The sequence below is a fragment of the Neochlamydia sp. AcF84 genome, assembly GCF_011087585.1.
Lineage (GTDB): Bacteria > Chlamydiota > Chlamydiia > Chlamydiales > Parachlamydiaceae > Neochlamydia.
Window position 1 is genome coordinate 1 of record NZ_VJOT01000076.1, and the last position, 26139, is coordinate 26139.

The window sequence follows — 26139 nt, forward strand, 5'->3', positions numbered from 1 at the left end:
TGAGCTTTTTTTCCATAGCTTGCCTATATTTTTGTTGTTGCAAACTAATTTTATAGCTCTTATGTGTTAAAGAGCAATCTTATCGCATACACTTCTTAGCATTTACGCAACAACGCCACAAATTATATAACGGTAAAAACAGACCCCTGTTTTTAAAAAATTTTAAATAAGAACATTTGTCATTAACTGGCATTTAACTTAATCTTTTTTCTGATTAATATTTTTTATCAACACCTTCATTTATTGTTTTCCGCTTATATTGTTCAATAATCTTTTTATATTCATTGACTAAGTGAGAAGTCCTACCCACCGAAAAAGCTGCTTCTTCTGTAGGCATACCTTTTCGTTTGCATAGCAATATTTGCTTGAAAGTGGATATATACCTTTGTATCGCCGGTAAAAAGGGCTTTGTTTCTCTACTCACTTGCTGAACAGTTTTTTGCTCGATAAAGAGCTTTTCAATGATCATTTGTTTTGTGAGTTAAAGTAGGGCCTATATCATGGATAGATCCTCTTCTTGGAAGAACCTCGCGGTTTTCTAATTCCTACTCCTTGATATATTTGCCTACACTTTGTGGCGATATTTTTAAAAAAATAGCTAATTATGCATGGGTTAAGCAGCCTTCTTGATCAAAAGCTTGCTTGCACATCCGCGCCACAGCTTCTTTTTTTATAGCCTTTAATTTTTTCCCTTTGGCTCTTTCCATAGCATCTTGCAAGCTTACCAAGCAAAAATAAAAAAGAGATCTGCCTACTTATGTAAAAGTGATCGTTTTAAGGAAAGAAGTAGCTGCTTTATTTAATAGGTTGTATTTAATTAACTTGTTGCTTTCTTTTAAATTTAATAACATGATTGTGTTTAGTTGTTTTTAATTTAAGCTCGTTATTGAGGGATATTCAGTGGAAATAAATAAGTTATCTCAGGCTTGCAGTTATATAGATAAGGTGGCTGATTACATACCCATCGTCAGTACAGTAACTAACCTATTTGATATTTTTCAAAAACAGGTCATTTTACGCTCTAAACAAAAAGAAAATATAAATAAAAGCTCCTATTATCGGCATCTTAGTCAGAAAAGCTTTAAACGGTGTATCATCTTGCTAATTCCTATTCTAGGAAATATAGTTGTAGGCATTTGGGACTTTACTCATCAAAAATGCTACCCTAGCTCCCCCCCAGCGGTGCATCCTGCATCTCCACAGCTTAGCTTCCCTTCCAGTAATACAGCCGCTATGCTTACCGCTGTCCAGCAAAACGTTTGGACCCCTGAGCCTGCTGAGCTTAAGCTAAAAAGCAGGAAAAGTAAGGAAGCTGTTGCCGTTCAGAAGGAGCCGCGACATTTGGGGGAGTGGCTATCAGAAATAGAATTAAATAAAGAAAAGAGATGTCTGCTTGCTGCCGTTAGACGAGATGGCTTGAAACTTCAGTATGCAAGTGAAGTTCAAAAAAAAGATAAAAAAGTGGTGCTTGCTGCCGTTCAGCAAAATGGTAAGGCACTTGCATACGCCAACCAGGCATTAAAAGAAGATGAAGATGTTGTGCTTGCTGCTGTTCAGCAAAATGGCACGTCCTTTGAGTATGCGCATGAGAAACTTAAAAATGAGAGAAGTTTTGTGCTTGCTGCTGTTAAGCAAGATGGCCGGGCACTTCAGTACGTAAGCCAGAAGTTAAAAGAAGATAAAGAAGTGGTGCTTGCTGCTGTTGAGCAAAATGGCTCGGCACTTCAGTACGTAAGCCAGAAGTTAAAAGAAGATAAAGAAGTGGTGCTTGCTGCTGTTGAGCAAAATGGCTGGCTACTTCGGGAGGCAAGCCAGGAGTTAAAAAAAGATAAAGAAGTGGTGCTTGCTGCCGTTAAGCGAGATGGCTGGGCACTTCAGTACGCCAGCCAGGAATTAAAAAAAGATAAGGAAGTGGTGCTTGCTGCCGTTAAGCAACATGGCTTGGCACTTGAGTACGCCAGCCAGGCATTAAAAGAAGATAAAGAAGTAGTGCTTGCTGCCGTTAAGCAACATGGCTTTGCATCTTATTATGCCAGCCAAAAATTAAAAGAAAATAGAGAAGTGGTGCTTGCTGCCGTCCAGCAAAATGGCTCGACCTTTGAGTATGCGCCTGAAGAGCTTAAAAATGAGAGAAGTTTTGTACTTATTGCCGTTCAACAAAAAGGTTGGGCACTTAAGTTCGCAAGCCAGAAGTTAAAAGAAGATAAAGAAGTGGTGTTTGCGGCTATTGAGCAAGATGGCTCGGTACTTGAGTACGCAAGCCAGGATTTAAAAAAAGATAATGAAGTAGTCCTTGCTGCCGTTAAGCAACATGGCATGGCACTTAAGTTTGCAAGCCAGAAGTTAAAAGAAGATAAAGAAGTGGTGCTTGCTGCTATTAAGCAAAATGGCTTGGCACTTGAGTACGCCAGCCAGGAATTAAAAGAAGATAAAGAAGTGGTGCTTGCTGCTATTAAGCAAAATGGCTGCGCACTTCAGTACGCCAGCCAGGGTTTAAAGAAAGATAAAGAGGTGGTACTTGCTGCTGTTAAGCAAAATGGCCTGGCACTTCGGCATGCAGGCAAGAAATTAAAAAAAGATAGAGAAATTGTGCTTGCTGCTGTGCAGCAAGAGGGCCGATCACTTGGGTATGTAAGCAAAGAAGATAAAGAAGTGGTGCTTGCTGCCCTCAAGCAAGATGGCTGGGTACTTAAGTACGCAAGCCAGGTATTGAAAAGAGATAAAGAATTTGTACTTGCTGCTGTTAAGCAAAATGGCTGGGCACTTGAGTACGCCAGCCAGGCATTAAAAGAAGATAAAGAAGTAGTGCTTGTTGCCGTTGAGCAAAATGGCTGGGCACTTGAGTACGCCAGCCAGGAGCTAAAGGAAGATAAAGAAATTGTGCTTGCTGCCATTAAGCAAGATGGCAGGGTATTGCAGTGGATGCTGGAATCACTTAAGAATGATAAAGAGATTGTGCTTGCTGCAGTTAAGCAAGATGGCTTGGCACTTAAGTTTGCAAGCCAGGAGTTAAAAGAAGATAAAGAAGTGGTGCTCGCTGCCGTTAAGCAAAATGGCTGTGCACTTCAGTACACCAGCCTGGCATTAAAGAATGATAAAGAAGTGGTACTTGCTGCCGTTAAGCAAAATGGCTTAGCCTTTTATTACGCAAGCCAGATGCTAAACAAAGATAAAGAAGTGGTGCTTGCTGCCGTTAAGCAAAATGATAGGGCACTTCAGTTCGCCAGCCAGGAGTTAAAAGAAGATGAAGAAGTAGTGCTTGCTGCCGTTAAGCAAAGAGACGCAGAACTTCAGTATGATAGAGAAGAGTTAAGGATTTGAAAAGGAAGAGCTAAAGATCACGATAGAGCTAGGTTAAAAAAGTTACTATAAGCTTAAAGCACGTATGGCCAACTTCACGTTTAAACTCAATCAAGAATAGATCTAAGTCGCTTTCTATAGAGTGCAAAGGTAACTGTTTATACGCTTTAAAAAAACTTACCCTCCATACCCAACCTTCTGAAAGATCCGCCTATGCTTAACAAAAGGGGCTTTATAAAGTACGTGAGTGCATAAAGAGTAGATGAAAAGCATATTGTTTTTACTTCGAGCAGAAAAAATGACTTTATTATCCTGAGCACCTATCAATTACTGTCGACTAATGAGATTACTTTCCATAAGGCGCGTTGTTTAAAATTTTATCCGCATTGCCGCTTCTACCATGCCTAGGATTGATAAGATTTATCCATAGCAGCAGATTGAGGTTTTTCTATCAAATTCTGAGTACATTCAATAGATTCTGTAACAAAGGGGGGCCTTGTTGCAATAGGGAAAGATGCTTAAAAACACGATGGAGCCTAAAAATTCTCCTCAAAATTGAGAAGAATATTTAGCAATCTGGGGGAGGCAGTTCCTTTCCAAAAACTCTTATCGACTTAGAAAAATAGATATGGCTTATTTAAATCTCGTTAAGCGTGCTTTAAGAATAGAGCTTAAGCCTTTTGCGTCTATACTTATTTAAGAGATTCTCTCTCCTAAGGTATGGAAGTTATAGGTCAATGTTATGTTTGGTAAGGAGTTCTTTTAACTTGGGAACCAAATTGCGTTTACGTTGGTGTTCCTCAAGAAGCTGCCGGATATTTTTAGTCCATTGAGCGATAGATTGTGCTTGTATAGCAGCAAGATAAGCTTTATCCAACCACTCTGCTGCTCGGCCATAATAAGATGCCCCTTGCTGAATGGCCTCTGTGGCAAGTTTTTGACAGTTTTTTAAAGCCCATTCAGGCCGCTGAGTTAAAGCTTCTTCAATAAGAAACTCCGGAATAGTCCTAAATTTTTCTGCAATCTTAATAGCTTCATCAATCATTTTCTCATATAAAAGAATTTTAATTGACTCCTCATAATGGTAGGGCCTGTCAATTTGAACAAATTTTAAAATGCCTGGTTTGATGATATCCCATTGGCTTTGCGCCCCCTTTTGTAAAGCTTTATAGTCTTCCAAAGAAGAGGCCATAGTAAGCAAATCTACTCCAGCTCTTATACCTATCTGGATTTGACCTGCTTCAAAAGCTAGATCTCTTGTCCATCTTAATAAATTTCTTGCTAGCCAACCTTCTTCATGGGGTCTTTTATAGCAAAGAGCTGTTTTTAAAGCCAATTGGAGCTCTTTACATCCATAAAATTGCTGAGAAAGCTCTAAAAGTAGATTAGGGTCTCGAATATGGCTACTAATGAAATTTTCTGCTTCAACATATCTTTTAAGCTCAATGAGTAATTTCGCATATTCTTCGTCCATGCGCGCTAGATGAGCTAAAAGTAGACAGGTATCAAGCTTTTTTCGTCGTTTTAAAACACGAAAAGCAACGCTGGCAATTTTTTTGCTGACCTCTTCATCTAGCTCAGTAGCAAAAACTGCTTGATTAGTAAGAGCTGCTTTCAGTAAGGGATAGTCCCAGCCAGCCTTCATCAATTCAAGAGCAGCATCAAAAGCGCCATCCGATTCTTCGTTCCAATCATAAAAAATTTCAATCCAGACTGCTTTTTCTTGCGAAGAAAAATGACTGATAAGAATGGCTTCTATCCAAAGCGACGCTAAAGCATCTAAAAGTTCTTCGTAAAGGTCATCTCCGCCAAAGTCGGTAAAGGTTTCTTTTCTTTCTATTAACGGCTTAGTGATCGCCTTTAGAATAGCAAAAGCATTAACCCCATCTTCAGCTTTTAAGAAAGGAATAACTTGTTCCATTAGTTCTTCAATTCTTAAAGCTATCTGGCTTAAACCCTCTCCTTCATCGTCCCAAAAATCATAATCCTGATAAAGGATATCTTCCATTTCACTAACAATGACTTGAGTATCCAGAAGAGATGTTGGTTCCCCGGTTGCTACAGGGCGGATAAGAAAGATTCGAATATCCTTCACCAGATAAGGATGTTGCTCGATCAGCCTTAATAATAATGATCTAAGCGTGCTCAGATCTAAGGTTCTTAGTATCTCTTCTAAAGGAGGTTCCAAGAATTCAATACCTTGACGAGCCATTTTAAGTAAGACTGCTACAAGGTGCTTGCAAGGATAAAAATCACACGGGCAGGAGCAGTAGCCTTTTTGCCAATCTTGATTTTTTAGAGAAACTTTTACTTGGTAAGGCTCGGGTGAGCTACCTTGAACTGTAGCATATAAAGTATCCGTGGCTATGGTTAAAAAAGTAACTTTTTCAATGTAATTTTCACCCTTAAGGAAAGTGTTTGGAAAACACCATTCTTTAATCATAGCTTCATTAAAATAAAAAGGATTTTTTCTCATAATTTTTGGCTCTGTTATCAAAATCCTCAATCAAATTAAATACATATTTTGCTGTTTTAAAGCCTTTTATTCCAAGTATTTATCGGCCCAAGCAAAAATAAAGCATGAGTATTTTCTTTAGGTTCTCGCTGCGTTAAGTCCAATTTTAAAAAAATTTGAACAATCCTCTAGGCGTTCATCAATAATCTTTCGTTTTTTCTTGTCGCCCATCATATTTTGAGGCAGAAAAGGAATATTTTCTGGCCGCTGATTAGGAAGCTCATTGGGGTGCTGAGCCTTCCAGTGATACAATTCTTTACGTTCATACATTGACTTTCCCAAGCCATGCGCAAGTAGCTGGAGGTTGCGCATGATAAGAATAGTAACCAGCTGAGGTTGGAGGCAGACTCTGAGGAAAAGGCATAGGAAAGGGTAGAGGAGATGGTGCACGGTAAGGATGGTGACTATTTGGAACAGGGGGTAGGCTTGGAGCCGCTGGCAAGGTAGGGGAGTAGGGCGATTTGGCGGTGGTGGTGCTGAGGGGGATATGCGCTGTCGTTTAGCAGATTGATCCTGCTGTAGTGGAAGCACGCGAGAAGCAGAAGAAGTAGATTGCCCTTCTTCTCTCTGAGATTGCTGCTCCTCTATTTGAGATGTTTCACCTTTACGCTTTTTAGCTAAGCTTAATAAGCGGCTGTATTAGGCAGATTGATTCAAATTCACCTGTTGGATGCGCTCTAATTGAGAAGCAGAAGGAGGCAAAGAGGTGGATTGTCCTTCCTCTCTCTGAGGTTGCTGTTCTTCTGTTTGAGAAATTTCAGTTGTACGTGTTTTAAAGGAAGAAACAACTGGCATATTTTCAAGAGGTGGGGAGGGGGGAGTTGATCCTGCGCCTCGCATAAATTTTTTCCTAGATGACATTATTGGTGACATTAATAGAGTGTATGATAAATATGAACATATCACTAAATAAAAAAATGTAAAATAAAAAGGAGGGTTGAAATGATTAGTAACATTTTTGATAATTATTTGACCAAAGTAGATAAATTTACCCGAAAATCATTTAATCAGCTAATTGAAAACAATTTAGCAAAAATCTCAATTATATTATCGCAGTAGTAGAAGATGCAAAAAATCAGGTATCTTTATATGATGGCTGCACATTTGCAAAAATACAATTAGAATTAGGAGCCGAAGCGAAATACAATCCTGAAACCGCCGAAAAAATGGCTAAGATCTATTATTGTTGCGTTAACCAATATGGTGGCACTAATCAAATACAGCTATATTATCCTAATTATGTAGGCCGCCAAGAAGATCTAAAAGAAATAGCTTGTAAGGCTTATATTTTTGCTAATGATTCTTCTCTAAATCCTTCCAAAAGAGCTGAATATCAATTTGACTTAGGTCATTGCTTTTATCAGGGAAAGGGAACGGAACAAAATTTTGCTCAAGCTTTTAATTGCTATCAAAAAGCGGGGTTAGAAGGAAACTATCCTCCAGCGTTATTCATGGTGGGGCATTGTCTCGAAAGAGGCGAGGGTGTTCCCAAAGATGAAGAAACCGCGCTTCAATGGTATTTAAAAGCCGCAAGCTATTCAGACGATGTAGACATCGTACGCCATGTTGCTCAAAAGTTTGAAGAAAAAGGACGGATAGAAATAGCCCATCTTTTATATCAAAAAGCTGCTCAAAATCACGATCCTGTAGCCATTGATTATTTGATAAAATTTTATGAGCAAAAAGGAGTGGAACAGTACCAAGAAGCGATTAATAAATTGAAATCTCAGCTGGCTAAGGTCGTTCAACAACTTAACCCTGATTCTCTTCTTAAAAAACCCTATTCTTTGCCTCCTATTTCTTATTCTGGGGAAGGAACCATCCGCGGTTGATAAATTTTGGCATCGATTTGGCGAATTGCCAAGTTGATGGAATTTTAACCAGTTTTTAGCTCATCTAAAAGCATCGCTTATTCGATAAAAATACCTGTTTTTTGAGAGTTGGAGAGAGTCGATTAATCTTTAGCATGCTTTATTTTCGAGTGCTGGGATAGCGTGCATCTAGAATGAAGAGCAACTTTCCGAACTATATTTTGCACTCCCGTTTTATCGTTTGGAGAAGGGGTTAATATTTCCTTAGTTCACCTTTTGACAAAAAATTCTATGGAAAGCTGTTATAGCTGGATTGAGGGATCACTACTGTGTCTGGGAAATCATTTTTTTGTTTATCTTTTCTGTGCAGGGCAAAGAAGCTATCAAATATATACGCAATCGTTATTTTGGATGGTTTAAATGTATCGCTTGCCATTCGAAAATGATGTTTCGCATTTCATCTCAATTCTAAAAAGCAGTGTCTCCAAAATTATCATTTTGAAGGAAGTTTAAAGAGCCAAATGAATTGTAGAATCCTTTTTGGATTCTATAATTCATAGTAAAATTAGGCACTCCAAGAGAAGATACTTGCTTCTTGGCCTGGCATTTTCATTAATGTCTAAGCGAGCTGATCGGATTGTTGTACAGCCTCTTGCTGCATTTGGATGACAGAATCTAACGCTATTCCTTAATCGCTAATTTGGCAGCTGTGCCATCCGTCATGGTTAGCGACCCAGGGTCGGCAGTTTTAGTGACCCACCCTAGCTACCAAAATTTTTTTCTTTATTTCTCTTAAACTGCATACACGATGATATACTTTTTTATTCTTGACAGCTAGGCAACTTTTCTTGATAACTCAAAAGTTACATTTTCTTGTACTGCATTTAAATGTTCACAAGAAGGCCTTAAAACAAAGATTGCATCTAGCGTCTTTTCGAAATTACGGAAGAGTTCTTTTGAATTTTCATTTTCAATAATTTCTCTTCCAACTTGGCACAAAGCATCCACTCTAGACTTTTCTACTGGGCTCCCCAAGGTTGCTAAAGGGAGTTTGTTCTTAATGAAATTTGTTTGAGACAAATGAAAAAGAAAGCAGTGGTAAACAGCAGGCTTAGAATCAAAGGTCGTTCTGATCCCTCAACGCCGCGCTGTTGGCCAAACTGCAAAACCCACAATGACTACTCCAATCTTCAATAAAAAACCTCTAATAATCATCTCAAAATATATCCTTGCACCACATCTTTCATCTTCCATGAAAGATTTGCAGCCATAAGATAGCGATACTCATTTTCTTCCTCATATATGAGGACTATTGCCCATCGTTTTCTATGATGAGAAGGAACATATAACCTTGCTCCCTCGGCTTGGACTCCATTTTTTTTTATCACCGCGAATGAGGATTTCCTGCTTCCAGCCTTGGTAGGCTTTAAAGAATTCTTGGCACGAGAGAGACTTTTTACTTCGCATGACTTTTTGATTCTTTCTTAAGTTGAGTAATGATTTGCACTCCAGGCCAAATAGCTTCTACTCCATCTACAAACAAGCTATTGCCGTAAAAAGTATTAGTGAGTACGCAAGCGACTTTAAAAGCAGGAAATTCACAGGCAAAATTTTTAAGTAATTGCAAAGCTAGTGTATACTTTTTTGGATATTCTATTGACCTTTTAGGCTCTTTGGGACGGGCTTTTTTAGAAATTCCCCACCTTTTTAGCTTCCTCACTTCCTGTCACCATCTTGTGAGTACGGGATCGGGAGAATAAAAGGCAAAGGAGACGGGAATGCAAAATTTTTTAGTCACTAGCTGAAGAAATACTATATTTTGATCACAAAAATAACCACTTGTTTTTTTATCCCGGATTTTATGCAAATGATGCAATTTCTCAGCATTTTTTGATCGCCTGTGATCTTTATCATCGATAATAAGAACCCCTTCTGTGATGCTATGTTTACGCAGGACCGCACGAACACTACAGATTAGCAGCCTGTTCTAAGCAATCTTAGCCCATCTAAACATGGCCGATAAAGCCATCTTTTTATAGCTTTTAAGTCCAGCCCTTTCAAATTTTGCCCAACAGATTGAATTTGTAATTAATATGCCCATCAAGAAAAAGCCAGCGAACACCATTGAATTTTGAATAAGCTATTGGGGAATTTTCTTGTTTGAGAGCCACTTCACGTTGATTTAGATATTCTTTAATAAAAGGAAAGGGGAAGGAGGGGATATAGACAAAAAATTATTTTTAACGAGTTGATAAGCTACAACATTATTTTATTAAAAATTAGTCAACAAGAAATAAGTACATCATAAAGTATAGAGGCTTATGAAGTTTAAATTTAAAGGTGTAGGATAAGCAATTTAGAGGTAAGAGTATAAATTATTGAAAGGCTTATAACGTTAAGTTAATCATTTGAATCCATTTCAGTCGCATAAGTCTTTTTAAACTCTTCTTTAATAAGCTTTAATTCTCGATCTAGCTTTTCATGGATAGCTTCTAAGATCCACTGTTTTTTTGAATAGCTGGAGTATACTTTTTTGAAGATTTGAATACGTTTTTCAATCTCATTGGAGATAGTGTCATCTAAAAAAACTTGAATTCTTCTTTGTTTGGATAAATCACCCACGTTTTCCAATTTAAGCTTTTCAGCGATAGCTTCATAAACCCATTTTCCCTTAGAGCATTTTTTATTGATCGCTTTCAGCGAAAAAAGATGCTTTTCAAGTTTATCATGCAAATTGGAACCTATCGTAAAAGTGTAACTTTTCTCTTTAATAGATAGCAATTTATTTAGTTGTTCGTCGATATCAGCATTACTCATAGTATCCTTTTTTACGAATTTAACAACATCGCTTCATTAGTATTAGGAAAAGTTTTGTTAAATGGGGTCTTTACTACTTAAAAAGCACCAAGGCTTAAAGGCAGCTTTGTACTTCCTTTGCTTTAAGTGAGCAGCCAAAAAACTACTTCTATTCCTTCTTAATAGGCTTTTCATTCTCAGCTTTAAGATAATCTCTTAGGATTTATCATATTACGTTTAAGGATAAGGATATAGCAAATTTAAAGGAAGAAGATTTTTAAAAATTTCTTATACATTTTCGGTGCGAAGAGAGTTATTTAGTTTATATAAATTAAAAAATCTTATTGAGTAAGAAATATGCATTATAATATAAAACTTGCTCAAGGATTTAGGTTTTGTAGCTAAGACTTTATATAATGGAAGAGGGACCCTCTTTTTTGTCCTTCTTTAAAAGTAATAATGTAGCTATATGAGTGAGGAATCTAAATAGCTGACAAAAGGCCCGCAGAAAAGAAGCTGTATGCCTTTAAGTTTAAATCAGTTTTTTCCTTTTCTTTGCATAAGTAAGAATCTAGCTAAAAAGCTTCAGTCTTCGTTGCTGATTTAAGCATGCATCTTCTCAGATAAAAAAGGCTTTGTAATTCTTAGGAGAAACCCTCTCAGAGTCCTTAAGAGAAAGATAGAAGGGGAACCACTTAAGCGGGAAGAGTTACTATCTTTTAAGAAGTATTTAAAATATTTTTAATTAGTTGGCTGTTTTAAAAAATAGAGTATGTACCAATTGTCTATAGAATATATGACTGACAGCAAGGCTAAGAAAAGGAGTAAAATTTAACTGCCCGGCTTTACTAGCGCTCATTTATCATCAAGCGGTCTACTTAAGGGATTAGAGTTAGGCTCGATAATCTTTGTAGGATAAACATACTTTTAAAGGAAGTTTTTAAGAGGGGTTTCAAAACAATATAGAAAAGAATATTAAACTCATTTTCCTAGATGAAAGTGGTAGCAAAAGGTAAAAGTATATTTATTGTAGGGTAGACAAAGAGGTCACTACAAGGTTATTAAGAAAAAATGTTTAAGGCTTAAAGCTTTTTTAAGTACCTTAAGCCTTTGTAAAGGGCTTAAGGTACTTTAAAAATGCTTTCTTGTAAGAGATGGGCTATATTATTTACCTAATTTTTATCCTTAGTTTATCTGGATAGAGGTTGTTTTTTGTAAGGTATCCTGTAGGCCTTTAAGGAGGTTGTCATGCATACCTTTGACACTAAGTAAATCTTCCCCTAAACCACTAAGGCTATCTAAAAGGTCATCTAAAACCTTCTGCAGCTGTTTAATCATGGCTTGTAACTCTTCAATGATAGCATCATATTTACCTCTAACCGACGCAATAATAGCTTGAGAAACATTCATTCCTCCTTGAATTCCACTTTTAACTGCCGTTAGTGTAGATTGAGTGATACTTACTCCTGCCATAATACGATTAAAAGTATTGGGATTCTTTAAAGCTTTGGTCAGGAGCTTTTCAATTAGCTCCATAGCTTTAGAACCTTTGACGGACTTAAGAATTTTGCTTAATACATTTCCTAATACGCGGAAAGTTGTATCGGCAATTCGTTTGGCAGCGCTTCCTATTACATTTACAACCTCGGATAATTCTTCTACGGCTTTTTTCACTATCTTTCCAGTAACACTAATAGCCTTAGATAAAATCTTTACGCTGTTCACTAAATCCACAACCTTTTGTATGACGGTCATTACCTGCTTTAGGATTTTCGCAGTCGAAGCAGCGGCTCTTGCTGTGGCTTGAGTAACCGCAGGGACAGCAGCAGCGGGATTAATACAGCTTAAGATCCCAATTGTTATGGTAATAGCCATTCCCACTGCCATTGCAATGTATTGAGCATGTTCTCTACTAATTCCGCACATCTGACAAAAATCAGGAATAATATCAGACTCTGTTAGCATGGTGGTAAACATAGTAGTCACTAGTTGCGGACCTAGCATGCCCACCGCCATTATAGCCATAGTGGCCATCACGAATAATTGAGTAACAGCTCTTAACCCCGCCTTTAACCCATCTAAAAATCCATTGCCACTAGGGATAATTTTATCTATTAATTTAGAGACTATGTCTACGATAGCTTCAATGAGTTTACCCGTTAAGTTGAGTGTGGCATCTAATAAAGCAAAGACAAGGCCTAATAGACCTCCTGTTGCTACAGCCATCAATACAGTTATAACCTTTATTATCGGTTCGATGATCTTCATAAGAACGCCTAGAAAGCCTGATTTTCCTTGCTGCTTTTGCATCTCTTTTTCTTTTTCTTGCTGCTCACGAACTTGCTGCAATTGCATACCTAATTTTGCAGTTGCTTGCTGCTTAGCCTGTTGGGAGCGAGAAGTTTGTATCTCATAAATTGTATTTTGAGCTTCAACAATCGCTTTACTAATCGTCATAAGTAAATCGATGGTTTTCTGCTTGCCCGGACCATTAGGCATTAGCAATTGTAACTGCGCCATCGAAGTATTTAGCATTTCGCGTGCTTGTACAAGAGAGGTTGTTGCTAGGTTAGAGGAGATATCTTTAAAAACATTCTTCATTTGCTCAGCCGAGGGCTGCCAATTTACCGGTAATTGATTTTGAACTTTAGTTTCACTGATGGTTTTATTTATGATCTGTTGAGCAATAGCTTTAAGAGCGTTAGAAATACTAGGATCTTTGATGTTTTCTATAGCTTTTTTAAGAGCCGCAAGGTCAGCAGCGCTCAAGTTGTTTTGACCAGCATATTCATCCAGGTTAAGCTTAAGGTTAACTTGAAAGCTTCCCTTTAGAGCTCCATTATACATCGCACTATTAAGAGGGGGTGTCCATCCTGAGGGGGTGCTAAATTTTTGGCTAGTTTTTTTAAGAGCTGCGTTTTGCAATTGCTTAAGTTTTGTCTGGTTCACTCCTTTGAGTGCAGGGGAAGGGTTATAATGTTGATAAATAAGGGCAGCTTTTTCTTCCGAGGTAAGGGAAGGGTCACGATTTACAGCATCTTCAAAAGCAGCATTGTAAGTATCTGAAAGAGAAAGGTTGTAAGAGGAGTTGTCTACAGCTGGCTTTAATTTAGATACATCCACTCCTGCTTTCAAAGCTTCTTGCTGCGCTTGCCCTGTAAGCGTTTGTAGAATTTGATTAAGGTCGGCGCCAGAACTTAGCTTGGTACCCTCGGTGGTAGCTGTAGAATTATAAAAAGCAAAGGTAAGTTTTGCTACATCGCTCGAAGATAGATTGTTAGCTTTTGCATAAGATGTTAAGGCGGCATTAAAGTTATTGGCATATAAGTTGCGTTGCCCCTCATCCGTTAAGGGTTGCGTATTGCTATTTTGATTATTAGCATTCGTTTGGGCTTGGGTTTGTAGATGAGTAAGGAGGGCTTGAGGTTGAAAGAGTCCTTTAGCTAATAGAGTGGAATCTGTTTGTGCTGCTTCAGAAGGAGCAGGAAGTTGAGGACTCCCAGGAGCAGTAAAAGAGTTAGGCTTGGCAGTTTGCGTGGATTTGTTAGCCGTATCCGTTGAGCGTGGATCTTCCCCTAAAGTAGGGGGAATGGTATTGACTTCCCCAGGTTCCCCCACTTGAAAATTGCTGAAATTAGGATTGTAATTGATATTAAGTGGCATGTAGTCCTCCTCAAAAACTTGGTAGAATAAACATAGGAAAATGGAAGTTTCTTATATTATTACAAATGTTTTTTTTTAATTATTGATAGTTGAATTAACGTTAAAAAGTTTTCTTTAATTAGATGTATAAAATTTTTTAAGCTTTTTAGTCCCTTGTAGGCTAGCTTGCTCCCGATAAATTCGTTTAAATTTAAACCCTTAGGATTTTTTGCTTCCCTGCTTTTAAGCGATCAGCGTCACTGACTAGCAAAAAGACCCGTAAAAGGCCTTTTTGCTTGTTTATGCTTATCTGGCTTAGCCTGTAGATTGAACTCCAACAGAGCTTCCCAGCTTCCTTTCATCCTCAGAAAATTTACGTAGTTGTTGCATAAGATCGGCAATTAATTTTGAATTTTCGCTTTTAGCGTTATTCATTAAGTCCACTGTTTTAAAGGCATTTTGGATGTAAGCATCCATCATCGCTTTTAAAGCCTCTGCTTGAGCTTTTTCTACTACTAGTTCTGATTTCCATAAGTTCATCAGTCCCTCGGTAGACTTATTTAGCATGGTGGAAGTCATGTTGAAGATCATCATTTTGTTAGACACGCTATTGGCATGGGTCATGAAATAGCTAGTATTAAATTTTTCCAGTTCATAATTTGCTGTCTCAGATTCATGGTTGGCCCTATTTAAATCTCTTTTAGCAGACAAAGACTCCTCAGAGCTTCTTAAGCTCTCAGCTTCCGCTTCCTTCAACTTTGCTGCTCTTTGATCTACTTTTAGTTGACCGCCATAAGCTATGTCTCTTTGAGCTTCAGCGTCTTTCAACTTTTGCTCAGAGGCTGTAATTCCTTCTCTAGAGCCACCTTGCTTAGCATCTTTTAGATTTTTTCTAGCATCGGCTACATTTTTATCCGCATCTCTCATTTGTTTGACTTTCATTTCGCTGGCTGTGTGTTGGCCTGACACCTCATCGTAGTACTGTTTAGCACTTGCTTTATGGCCTTTAAGGCGTGTAGCTTCGTCTTTATAAGTTTTTTTTTGTAATTCCATTTCCTTATCAGTATTACGATTGACCCTAAATTGCATGGCGGCTTGTCCTAATGAAACCCCTGCTTCCATAAAGCAGGCGATTGCACTAGCCATATACATCTTAGACTCTTTTTCAGCTGCTTGTAGAATTTGCTGGGCTTGGCCTTTGGCCAGCTCATTAATCATACTCATTTGAGATAAAGTAATTTTTTCTTGAGCCATGGTCATTTGACGTAAGACATTAGAGATTTCGGTGAAATTCATAAAAAAGGCCACCAGGGGATTGGGCCGTAAAAAGGGATTGCCTGTGCCTGAGGATTCTGATACTCCAGCAGCCTGGGCATTAGGAGGAGGAATATGAGCGAGTAGATTGCGTGTGTGTTTAGCAGATACAGCCTCTTTTCCCGTGGAGGTGCTATCTGTGTAATAGGCCTGGTTGGGCTGAGCTACTGCTTTGGCAGCTGGATTCGCTCCCGCAGCGGGAACGGCTCCAGAATCAGAAGGGGGTAGATAAACTCCGCCTCCCTGGCTTTGTCCTGTGATATTTCCAGATGTCATAATTTCCTCCTTCTCTATTGTTGAAGAGAATTGTTGTTAAATTTTTTATATTAACTGTGAGACGGTAGTATGGCTAAATTCTTTAGAACCGCTCTTAAATGCCGCGTAAATAGTTTCAGCAAAATAAATAATTTCTTCGATCTCTTTGTTGAGCTGACTAGGGGTGGCATCAATGCTTTCAAGGACCCCTGTATAAGCCTGATATAAATGCTCAAAATCCTCTTCCTTCAAGCTAACCGTAGCCTGCTGAATATATAAACCTATAATAGACTCAGGCTCGCCAGCCAAAGAGGGTAAAAAAGTTTGAAGATTTTCTAAACCTTCCACTAACTCAGCCTTTAAATGTAGAAAAAGCTCTTCTAAAAGTTTCTTATTTCCTCTAGACACTGTTAATAAAGAGAGAATGAATAGAAGAGGAAGTATTAATGCTGCCAGGGCTTGCTGTTGCTTGGCAGTTGCTCCACATGCACTTACAAAGCTTCCCACAATTTTTTGGCAAATACCTGTTTTCAAGGTAAGGATTAGAGCTAACTCAATTCCAAAAGATTGCTTTCTTTGTTGTTCCTTTTCATCTTTTTCTTTAAGAGGCGAGGTGTAGGTAAAGCTAAAATGAGTTAAAGCCCAGCTTAAAGCTATGGTGGTGAGCACAAGGCCGCGGGAAATCATTAGCAGTAGTTGCTTATTTCCTTGATCTTCTGAGAGCAGATGGATTCTTATGAAAAAATCTACCAATCGTTGCGTGGATAAGGTTAAAGCTTTTCCTATAATTCCTGCCGAGCTTTCCTCTTTTTCGATCCCTTGCAAAGCAATTTTAAAGCTCAATAAAAGTGCGGGGGCAGCTTCCTTAACCGTTTGGGCCATAGTCACCGCACTTAAAGAGCTAATCAGCGGACCCAAAATAGTTAAAAATTCTCCATGGTTTTTTCTATTATAACTCTCTTTAACGGCCTCTAAAGCATGGGCTAGATTTTTTCTAGCTTTTTGTATTTCACTATTCTTTTCTTTCATAGGTGGTCTTCAGCAGCCTTTTTATTATGAAGGTGGGCAAGAGTGGAGTAAGCCATGCCTAATTGGTTGGCTGCTCCCATTAGCTCATCAAAAAATGGATCATTAGGCCCTAAGCTTGCTAAGCTATTTTTTATCGCTTCAAAAGTTGGAAAGCTGTCTTTAAGGATGCCTTGTAAGGCTTTTTCGGCTAGCTCTAAATTCATCTGCCGGCGAAGATCTAACGGGGAGCCAGCGGCTGCGATAGGATTTTGAGAATCTAAAGCATTTACAGAATTTTTAATTCCATGGAATACTTTTGCTGCTCCTTCTAATAACTTTCCTAGTGCAATTAAGGAGGGGTTGCGTTCTTCTATAGGGGCCTGTAAGCTTTGCTCGTAAGCTGCTCGTACATTGGGGGGTAGCCTCTCCGTGATTTCTGCTAGCATTTGTTTCCAGCTGTCATCAGCTCGTGGAGGTGTTACTTCTACACGCATATGTTCTAAAGGATGTAAAGTAGGCTTACTTGAGGAGGTGTCATATTTCCATAAGGCTTGCTTGTCAATTTCAGTAAATGAAATAGAATCTAAATTATTTGCAATGCCCATCGAAAGGCGTAAAGCATAGCTAGCGGCATTCTGCTCATTAAGGAGAGAAAATTCTGGAATGCCGCCGGGGGCACCTGTCCCACTTCCTGAGATGCTCATCGCCTACCTCTCGGAGTTTTTTGCATGAATAATAGATTCATTTTCTGCTTTAACTTTTTCTATAATGGCAGGATCAATCTCTAATTGGGAAAGAAGATAGTCGTAAGTCATCAACCATTTTTCTTTATCAAGCATATATTCTTGCTTATCTGCTGCTCTTTTTATAGCCTGCTCTATAGCCATCAGAGCACTAGCATAGTCTTTAGCCTCAATCAAGCAATCACACATCTTTTCAAAAGGCAATGGATCTTCAGAATTTAGCACCCCTAATTCCATAAGCATGGCCACAGCGGCAAGCCAATTTTTTTGCTGAATATAGCAATGAGTCAAGGCGATGGTATATTTTTGATCAATAGGTACCATAACTTTTAGCCAACGATAAAGCTGGCTGGCTTCTTCAATTTCATTTTTTTGGTAAAGGGTATAAGCAAATTTATAGACGTAATCCATAAAATTGGCATCAAAGCCTAAGGCTTGAGCAGGTAACATGCCATTTTCAAAAATATCGATCAGCGCTTGCTCTTGTAGCTTTACCTCTTCTTCACTTAATTTTCCTTTATGAGCATGCACTGTCTTTTTAATAGCTTTTCTGAATTCTTCCTGTTTAAAGTCTTGCGTGTCTTCTGCCATGGATAAGTTCTCCTTCATTAGATTTTATGGCGTGAGATGTTTTTTTTGAGGTCTTTCTTGCAGTTTTATGGGTTCAAATGATCGTGGGGCTCCTTTAAGATAAGGTAAATTACCGTGTCGATTATGCTGTGTAAATGCTTGGTGAGTAAAAGGAACCCTTATTTTTCTGCTTTAATAGTATCTTTAATTTCCTCTTGTAAATGCTTTATAGTCAGCAAGGCACGATCTTTTAGCATTTGAAATTCAGGTTTATTGCCAGCTTTTTTAATCGCCATTTCCAAGGCAATGATCGTGGAATAAGGATCTTTCATGGCTACAAAGCAATCTGACATGTGATAGTAAGGGATAGGGTTTTCAGGATCTAGCACACAGCAAATGGTGTAGGTATCCACGGCGTTTTTATACTCTTTCATCATGTGAAAACAGGAAGCAAGTCCAAGAATATATTTGGCTTCATTAGCATTTAACATGATAAGTAGGCGAAAAACTTGCACGGCATCTTTATAGCGGCCTGTTTGATAAAAATTGTAACCTTGCGCATAAAGTCCTTCCACTTGCTGATCACTAAGATTCAATAGATCTTTTGGCATATGTCCATTTTTAAAAAACTCGTCAGCTAATTGAGTCACATTCTTTTCTTGGCTTGCATCATTCTTCAGTTGTTCCCCTAAGCTTTCTACAGCCTTTTTTATTTGTTCTTCGTCACTTTTCATGAAGTTTCCCTTTTTTATATTGAAAATTCTGGATTATTTAAAAATTGCAGATAAAATTGTGCTTAATTGTTGCAAAATGCTGTCGGCCACACTGCCCTGCTGGCTTGCCGCATCATTACTTTGATTAACATTAGCTTGTAAGGATTTGGCTTGATCAGAAAGGGTTTGTTGGCTGGCCTGTAATTTACTAATGTAGTTTTGGTTGACGTTATTAAGCGCGTTACGGGTGGCTTGGGCTGCATCTTTGTTCCAGCTATTGGTACCTCCTAGAACCGTGCCATCCCCTTGAGTAAAGGTACGCATTTGCCTCAGCTTATCACTATAAGCAGCTTGCCACTGCGATAAGAAGCTCAAAGCTTGGGACTGGGCGGCCGCTACATTTTGTATGGTCCCGAGCATGCTGATAAGAGCTAGTAAAACTTCATTTAAGATAAAGGTGCTATTGGAATCCCTAGTTAACGCATTGGGGCTAAATTGAGGATTGTAGTAAAGGTTTTGGGTATAAGTGTACCAATCCCCCAAGTCTTGGCTTGCTTCGAAAGAGCCAGAAGGTTGGCTGCTAGTAGCGGTTTTAGCTAGCTCGCTGGTATAAAAAGCAGAAAGGCGTTGCACAAAAACTCTCTGCGCGACAGTCCAGTTAGCAGAGTTTTGGGATAAAGTTCCTACCGGACCATTAAAAGATTCATAGATAGCTTGATAGGATTGTACATAAGTAACGCCGGTGCTATTTTGGCTATTCAATAAATTTAACACACTAGATTTGTTAGAGGTTTGAATTACTGTCGTGGTGCTTAAATAGTTGAGGAAAGCTTTAGTAAAATTTCCATAATTATTGCTAAGGGTAGCTGTATAGGTAGTGCCGTTAAGAGTGAGAGTTTCAGCGCTACTGCTACTAGATAAGATAGAGAAATTAAAATTTTTAATGAAATCAGAGAAGGCTGCTTTAAATTGTCCAGGCAGATTGGAAACATTGATAATGCTACTAAGATCTGTATTTCCTATATCCGGATTGGCACCCACTGAGGCGGTATAAATATTATATAATCCATTCAAAGGGCTAGCTGCATTGGAAGGATCATAAGCTGCAGAAGGGATAGAGCTGGTGCTAGGATAGCCTAAGACTTTAGTATAAAATTGGTTGATAAAACTTGTAATGTCGGTCGTATCTATGGAATTAAAATTAGTGGGAGTTAAATGGCTATTAATGGTCGCTGCACTCGTGGTAGAAGTATTATATAATTTTTGAGTCGGCATCACAGCTATTTGGCCACTCACATAGGAAAGATTTGTATCTAGCACATATGAGCCAGCAATACTGCTAAGATCTTCTAAGAAATTTTGTGAATTAGTACTTGAGGTCATAGGGCTCCTCCTGAAAATGCCGAAGTTATTTATTAAGACCTTAAAGTCATATGTAGAAATAAAAGAGGTTATCTTTAAGATCCACTAAAGGCTTCGCGTTTATATTGTAAATTTTTTTATTTATCTTTTACTGTTAATAAGTTTATCTAGCGATATTCTGGGCCATTTTTTGGATAATTTGTGAAATCGCTTGTAGAGCTGCAGAAGCGGATTTATAATATTCTTCAAAGATATAAAGATAATTTCTTACCGTCTCTTTTTGAGTATCGTTTAAGTTTTCACTAGCTGTAATAGCAAAGGTAATATTTTGTTGAAACTTTCCTGCTGCATTGGCATCGCTACTATTGAAAGCACTATAATTATCCAACATCCATTTCCTAAAGCCTGCTGAAGCTAGCCCTGGTGGAGTGGTAGAGAGAACAGGTTGGCCACTTACACTGAATGTGGCATTTAAATCCGTTAAAACTTGTTTAAGCCTTGAATATAAGCTAGTGACATTGCTCCTATCGCTTGCAGAAGTAATCGCTGAAAGTGTTTTTAGCTGTTCGGTTAATTGAGTACGGATGTTTACTAGTCTCTTATAGGCCGAGACAAATCCTGAAGATCCAGGAGCAATAGAAGGAAGAATAACGGGGGTAATAGGCTTGTTATAGAAGGCACTTGCCGCTTGTTGATAACCAGGGCTCCAAGCAGAAGGCCCATCTTTACCTCTACCATCCCCATAGTTAAAGTTAAAAGCACTAGATTTGGTAGTAACCTGGTTATGCAAGTTTTGAAGTTCGGCCAAATTATCTAAGATTTGTTGGGTCATGTTTAAAGCACTTTTTAGCTGAGCCATATTTTTGGAAATGATCTGGTTACCTGTCTGAACGTAGTCAATTTCAATAATGCTTTGTAAGCCGCGTGCTCCTCCATAGCCCTCTAACTGTGCTGCCTGGACAGCATTAGCGACTGCGGAGACTTGAATAGCTAGGTCTAACCATTGTTTTAGCTGGTTAGCATTTAGCTGAGGAATATTGCTGCCAGCAGCATTGGTATTCACGCCAATAGCTGCTAGAGAGCGTAAAATGGCATCATAATCTTGGGCCATACTCATCGTCATGAGATGTTGATTATAAGAAGACTTACCTGCTGAGGGAGGGACTTTAGAGGATAAGCCATGGGCAGCCAAAAAGCCAGCGCTTACGATTGAGCTAGGGTAGATGATCTGCCCTGAGCTTGTTACAATGACTCCATATTTGGCCAGATTAGTCAGTTGATTAAGAGCTGCATTGACTTCTGAAACGTTTAGGGCAGAAATAAGTGATGCCGGGTAGGGATTGGCTGAGGTCGTAGAGCCTTGAAGTTGCAACACTCTTACAAATGCCAGAATAGCATTATAGTAAGCGGAGGCTACTTTAGCATTAGTATATTCTAGCCGTGTAGGAATAGCACTAGGTATTCCACTTATATTTACATATGGTGTTGTAAAGGTCATAACCTACCCCTTCTTATAGCCAATGAAGGACTTAATGTTTAATATTAGACATTCTTACTTAGTTTTTTAATAAGCTTTTGAGATTAAGTAAGTTAAATTTTCTCTTCTCAACTGCTCTTTTCTTTATAAAATATAAATCTTTATTTTAAAAATTATTTTTAATATTTTTATACGGCCACTTCTAAAGCTGGATTGGTTCCTCCCATTTTGATGGTACCCGTATTGACAGCAGGAGCAAGCATTAAATCGTTGGCATAGACTAGCTTATTGGCAGGGTCCATCAATCGCTGGGTGAAGGTATATAGATCTAAAGAAGGCTTAATGTAGTCTTTAAAACTTTCTACGGTTGCTGCAAAAAGAGCCTCATTTTCTGTCTTTTTTATGCTGTCTAAATGGTCAGCAATGCTTCTGACTAAGGAATAAGGTTGTGCGGCATCATGAATATCTTTAGCATTAGCATTTGCCGGTCCCACCAGGAGATCGGCGAGTTGCTGAGCTTGCTCTTGAGCTTTCTTTAAGCCTAATACGGGTAGATATACAGCAGTAATACTGCTTAAAAGCTCTTGGTGTAGGTTAGCTTGGGAAAGAGGATTGTGCTCAAGGGTGGCAGAGAAAGAAATGCCAGTAGCTACTCGGCGAGCTTCGTCTTTAGCCAACCCTTGTAGTCCCAGCTGATATTGCAAGTGGTCTCTTAAAGTAGCTTGAGAGATTTGTTCGGTGTTTGCTAATAAAGCAGAGGCAACTTTGTTGGCAATTTCAGAAGGTGTAGAGATTCCAGCAAGCGTTAAATTGCTGGCTAAATTACTAATGAACCGATTGGTATCTAAATCATTAGGAGTAAAGAAAGGATCGCTTGTAGCAGTAGGAGCAACACCTGCTATTGAACTGGCTATTTGTAAGGCGTCATTCGAAGAAAAACCTTGAGATTCCAAAGATTTTTTTAAGCCATCTCTAAAATCAACCTGAGAGGTAAAAAGCGGATCATAAAAGGCGGTAGAAGCAGCAGAAAGTGCATCAGCGGCCTGCTGACCTGTAATTCCGTTTTTAGTTAAGTTTTGGGCTAGGTTATTAAAAAATTGATTAGAAGCTGCTACAGAAGAAGTTTGCTGAAAAGAGGCTAAAACAGCATTTTGAAGCATTTGTTGAAGAGCACCTACGCCACTTGAGGGTAAACCTGCTTGTAATCCTAGAGCATTAGCAATTTGAGTAGATAACTGCTGGGCGGCATAGGCCTGGACAAAAGGATTAGAAGCAAAATCATTGATGCCTACTCCTTGTCCAGTTAAGCTAGCAATGGTGGATGAGCTGAGACCAGCCAAGCCTAATAATTGGGCGCCTAAACCAGATTGTCCTAAGGAAGAGGATAGTAAACTTAAAGCTACTCCTGCCGATGAGAGATTGATGAGCGCGCTTAAAGTGTTTAAAGCCTGGCTAGCGGCAGGGTTATCATTAAGGTCTTGTAAAGCAGAGGATAGGCTATTTTGAGCGATAAGATGCGTAACATTGCTAATAAAGCCTAAGGCTAAAGCTTTGCTTATATTGACACCATCAATAGTACGGCCAGCTGCATCATTTTTTAGTAGATCAATCATCTGCTGGCCACTCACCAGGGAAGCACTGGCCAATATATTGGCAGTGGCTACTAAGGATACATCAATCGTTCCTGGTTTTAGCACAGCACTAAATTTTTGATAATAAGCATTTTGATTTCCTTGGTTATGAAGCCTTGCGACGATGGAAGGCTCTAGAGAGGCTGCAATAGAAGCTAAGCCTGCAGAGTTGCTGTTGCCTGCTGCTGAATTGTTATTTGTCATCATTTGAGAAGCAAAGGAAGCAGGAAGAGCCATTAAAGATGTTTTAACGGGTAAGTAATAATCAAGAAATTCTCGCATATCTAGATTTAACTTTAAGCCCTTGTTGATTTGCCCTACGATAGCAAAGGTGAGCTGAAAAAGAGGTAAATAGATCGATTCAATTAAATCGGTAGGAGTGGCAGTGGGATAAGGAGTAAGCAACGGGATGGGCGAGGCATTAATGACGGCAGGGACATCTACGGGAGCTGGGGGTGCTGAAGAGGCTACAGGTAAAAGAGGAGCATAGGTAGAGAGTAATTCTTGTGGGGGAAGAGGCTCTAACCCATATCTTGCTCTTTTTTCGTTAATCTCGGCTAGCTTTTGATTGTTTGCGGTTGCTTGATTGTTATAAGCGTTGACAGCGTCATTGTAAGCATTAATTGTCTGATTACGGGAAGTGACATAGTTATTATAAGTATTAACAGCCTGATTATATGCCGCTTGTGCAGCATTGTAAGTAGCAGTGTTTTGGGCATATTCTTCAGCAGAAATATTACCGGCTAGAAAAGCTTGCGTTTGAGCTTGATAAAGGGTGTAGGCATTATTAAAGTTAATAGCTGCGTTATGGATACTCGTGGTGCTGCTATTATCTTGGGAAACGCCACTATTGTAGTCAGAAATTGGTATGTTTACTGAATTAATCCCATCATTAGCTGCTTGATTGAATTTTTGAGTTTCAGCTTGTAGAGCTAGAAGTTCGTTAAGGATTTGCAAGAGATTATTCGCATTATCGATAGAATTTTTGTAAAAATTGGATCGAAGCAGATTAATGAGGGCACTTTCGTCGTATGAGCTTTGCTTATTCATGCGCGTGGCAAGAGAAATTACTTGCAGATAAGAGAGAAGGGAGGGTTTGGGAATTTGAGGATTATTGGGATTAAAAATAACCAATCCTGGGTCAGCTAAAGCTCTACTAGCTAAGGTATCACCGGAAACTTGCGTAGAGGATGGGGAGGAAACCGAGGGGGAAGCATTGGAATTGGCTTTCAGCCCAGCGTCAGCGGCTGAGATGTTTTCAGTCGAAGGGTCTTGCTGGCTATTATTTGATACAGGGCTAACCATATTAACATCTCCTGTCTTTAAGGCTTGGGTATTAGAAACGAAAAATTCTTAAGCATTATTTTCTTTGTAGGGAATGTAAATGCAATGTGTATGCCTAATAGATTTTTTAGAAAGAAATTTTCTAAACCTTATAGTTTAATTATATTAAAAAATAAATTTACCATCAATTGTTTTTAAAAAAAATATTTATATTTTCTTTTTTTATGAGTAAATTAAGGTTTAAGAGGCTTACTTCATAAGTTTTAAGCTCGGCATTAATAAAAAAGATCACTTTATAATTTTTATTAAGCTTATGTGGCCGATCCACTGGCTTGCTATTCAGCGTAGCTTTTTTTCACTTTTTGAGTCCCTTTATGCCAAATAGGGCAGCACAAACCATCCTTTAAAAAGGAGGGTGTAAAAGGTAAAGTCTTCGCAGAAATCAGGCCAATAAATTTACATTTAAGCTACAAAAGTTTTTTAGAAAAGCTGTTTTTTATTGGAAAGTCTATTTAAGCTGTCCCTGCTGATGCAGATACTTAATGAAAAACATTTTAGAAATTTGTCTGTCATCAATTTTTTTTTATTCTTTATCTTTGAAGCCTAGCAGGATGATCAAATGGCTGGGTTAGCAAAGCTTATTTTTTTGATATAAGCCAATAGAGAAGAGGGAGGAGCGAGCTAATGATTATTAAAATCTTTCCAAAAAGAGTGGTGATGGAAAATTTGGCTAGCTTGAGGAAATAGCCTTCTTTCAATAAATTTACGCCAGGACCTAGAAATCTGGTCTAGGTTAATTTCCAAAGCTCCATAATGGGCATTGGGCATGGTGTTATGGATGTTTAAAGCGTCTATAAGCAATTTAAGCCAATATCTAGTATGCGAGAAATCATCTTCCAAATACAAGGCCGAATAGCGTATGACTTCAGGAGCCGTACGGTGGGTAATCATCCATCCTATGATGCGTTGTTTATAACGTAACGCTAAGCTATTTTCATATTCTATTAAGTTTTTTTCTCTTCCTAAAGGAAAAATGTAGTCGGGAATGCTCATCTGTTCCTGACGATGCATAAGATCTTGTCGTTCTTTATGAGTGATCTTCTTAAAAAGAAGTTCTTCAAAGCCAGCTTCTAAGGTAATATTTTTGTTCTGCCACCAGTGGAGATTAAAATCAGAGCGTTTAAAAAGACATTCGACAATTAAAGGCCTAGGGCCTTGCCACTTTTGCTCTAAAAACACCTTTTCCCATATAGAAGCCATAGGGCTTTCTTGAATGTAAGAAAAGGTTACTAAGGTGATAGAGAGCGAAGCTAGAAGTCGGGACATTTCCTCTAGAAGAAGCCGTGCCAGACGAGGATTAACATGGTGCTTGTCCAAATTTAAAGCATGGATGTGAGCAGTATGCAACTGCAGGTGTGCTGTCGCTAAGATAATCCCTACCGGTTGCTCTTGCTCAACCAAGCCAATCCCATAGACAGGCGATTGGATTTCATAAGGATCTTGGCCCTTTAAGCAGCTATGCAGGGAGGAAGGTAGAAGTTGAGCGTAGCTTTCGCGAAGGCTTGCCTCTTGCAAGGGAAAGGTAAGAGGCGTAGCTTTCATGATAAATCCTGTAGGACAAGCCAACCAACGCGGCGGCTTTTAAAAAATTGAAAAGACTTTAATCCTCCTCCTTGCCAAGGAGTTGCGCCTGAGTAAAAGATTTGCCTTCTAACCCA

Annotated in this window: 19 protein-coding genes; 2 read left to right on the forward strand and 17 right to left on the reverse strand. The window is 38.7% G+C overall.

Annotated elements, in window-relative coordinates:
* Positions 1–214 precede the first annotated feature (214 nt).
* Entirely contained in the window at positions 215–469 is a 255-nt protein-coding gene (locus tag NEOC84_RS09805) for a DUF1670 domain-containing protein (protein ID WP_207391849.1), read from the reverse strand.
* Between the two features lie 431 nt (positions 470–900).
* Here NEOC84_RS09805 and NEOC84_RS08950 point away from each other — a divergent pair, with 431 nt between their 5' ends.
* On the forward strand, positions 901–3321 hold the full coding sequence (locus NEOC84_RS08950) for a DUF4116 domain-containing protein (RefSeq protein WP_166158332.1): 2421 nt from the start codon (positions 901–903) through the stop codon (positions 3319–3321).
* 706 nt (positions 3322–4027) lie between these two features.
* On the opposite strand, the gene NEOC84_RS08955 is transcribed toward NEOC84_RS08950, so the two are convergent.
* From NEOC84_RS08955 to NEOC84_RS08965, 3 genes are all read right to left on the reverse strand, one after another.
* Positions 4028–5776 (reverse strand): SWIM zinc finger family protein, encoded by a 1749-nt coding sequence (locus NEOC84_RS08955; RefSeq protein ID WP_166158335.1) that lies wholly within the window; start codon positions 5774–5776, stop codon positions 4028–4030.
* Positions 5777–5893: 117 nt separating this feature from the next.
* A complete protein-coding gene (locus NEOC84_RS08960) occupies positions 5894–6346 on the reverse strand; it encodes a hypothetical protein (RefSeq protein ID WP_166158338.1) in 453 nt (150 codons plus the stop codon).
* A 108-nt stretch (positions 6347–6454) separates the two neighbouring features.
* On the reverse strand, positions 6455–6655 hold the full coding sequence (locus tag NEOC84_RS08965) for a hypothetical protein (protein ID WP_166158341.1): 201 nt from the start codon (positions 6653–6655) through the stop codon (positions 6455–6457).
* A 326-nt stretch (positions 6656–6981) separates the two neighbouring features.
* Here NEOC84_RS08965 and NEOC84_RS08970 point away from each other — a divergent pair, with 326 nt between their 5' ends.
* Positions 6982–7647: a tetratricopeptide repeat protein gene (locus NEOC84_RS08970; RefSeq protein ID WP_166158344.1), complete on the forward strand. Its 666-nt coding sequence runs from the start codon at positions 6982–6984 to the stop codon at positions 7645–7647.
* Positions 7648–8837: 1190 nt separating this feature from the next.
* Here the strand turns inward: NEOC84_RS08970 and NEOC84_RS08975 are convergent.
* The 13 genes from NEOC84_RS08975 to NEOC84_RS09035 all read right to left on the reverse strand — a co-directional run bounded on the left by NEOC84_RS08975 (position 8838) and on the right by NEOC84_RS09035 (position 26023).
* The gene (locus NEOC84_RS08975; protein WP_166158347.1) at positions 8838–9014 is read right to left on the reverse strand and encodes a hypothetical protein; all 177 of its coding nucleotides are present in this window, start codon (positions 9012–9014) and stop codon (positions 8838–8840) included.
* 68 nt (positions 9015–9082) lie between these two features.
* The gene (locus NEOC84_RS08980; protein WP_166158350.1) at positions 9083–9346 is read right to left on the reverse strand and encodes a hypothetical protein; all 264 of its coding nucleotides are present in this window, start codon (positions 9344–9346) and stop codon (positions 9083–9085) included.
* A 680-nt stretch (positions 9347–10026) separates the two neighbouring features.
* On the reverse strand, positions 10027–10443 hold the full coding sequence (locus NEOC84_RS08985) for a hypothetical protein (protein ID WP_042242503.1): 417 nt from the start codon (positions 10441–10443) through the stop codon (positions 10027–10029).
* Positions 10444–11607: 1164 nt separating this feature from the next.
* Entirely contained in the window at positions 11608–14085 is a 2478-nt protein-coding gene (locus tag NEOC84_RS08990; protein ID WP_166158353.1) for a hypothetical protein, read from the reverse strand.
* Between the two features lie 294 nt (positions 14086–14379).
* Positions 14380–15654: a hypothetical protein gene (locus NEOC84_RS08995; protein WP_166158356.1), complete on the reverse strand. Its 1275-nt coding sequence runs from the start codon at positions 15652–15654 to the stop codon at positions 14380–14382.
* A 45-nt stretch (positions 15655–15699) separates the two neighbouring features.
* On the reverse strand, positions 15700–16662 hold the full coding sequence (locus NEOC84_RS09000; protein ID WP_166158359.1) for a hypothetical protein: 963 nt from the start codon (positions 16660–16662) through the stop codon (positions 15700–15702).
* The gene (locus NEOC84_RS09005) at positions 16659–17345 is read right to left on the reverse strand and encodes a hypothetical protein (RefSeq protein ID WP_166158362.1); all 687 of its coding nucleotides are present in this window, start codon (positions 17343–17345) and stop codon (positions 16659–16661) included. Before NEOC84_RS09005 ends, NEOC84_RS09000 begins: the two co-directional genes overlap by 4 nt.
* A 3-nt stretch (positions 17346–17348) precedes the next feature.
* Positions 17349–17975 carry a tetratricopeptide repeat protein gene (locus NEOC84_RS09010; RefSeq protein ID WP_166158365.1) on the reverse strand — a complete coding sequence of 209 codons (627 nt, stop codon included), beginning with the start codon at positions 17973–17975 and terminating at the stop codon, positions 17349–17351.
* Positions 17976–18133: 158 nt separating this feature from the next.
* Entirely contained in the window at positions 18134–18688 is a 555-nt protein-coding gene (locus NEOC84_RS09015) for a SycD/LcrH family type III secretion system chaperone (RefSeq protein ID WP_166158368.1), read from the reverse strand.
* A 33-nt stretch (positions 18689–18721) separates the two neighbouring features.
* On the reverse strand, positions 18722–20050 hold the full coding sequence (locus NEOC84_RS09020; RefSeq protein WP_166158371.1) for a hypothetical protein: 1329 nt from the start codon (positions 20048–20050) through the stop codon (positions 18722–18724).
* A 142-nt stretch (positions 20051–20192) separates the two neighbouring features.
* Complete coding sequence (locus NEOC84_RS09025) at positions 20193–21527, reverse strand: hypothetical protein (protein WP_166158374.1); 1335 nt, start codon at positions 21525–21527, stop codon at positions 20193–20195.
* A gap of 167 nt (positions 21528–21694) precedes the next feature.
* Positions 21695–24442, reverse strand: a complete 2748-nt coding sequence (locus tag NEOC84_RS09030; RefSeq protein WP_166158377.1) for a hypothetical protein — start codon at positions 24440–24442, stop codon at positions 21695–21697.
* Between the two features lie 660 nt (positions 24443–25102).
* Positions 25103–26023 carry a hypothetical protein gene (locus NEOC84_RS09035; protein WP_166158380.1) on the reverse strand — a complete coding sequence of 307 codons (921 nt, stop codon included), beginning with the start codon at positions 26021–26023 and terminating at the stop codon, positions 25103–25105.
* Between the last annotated feature and the right edge of the window lie 116 nt (positions 26024–26139).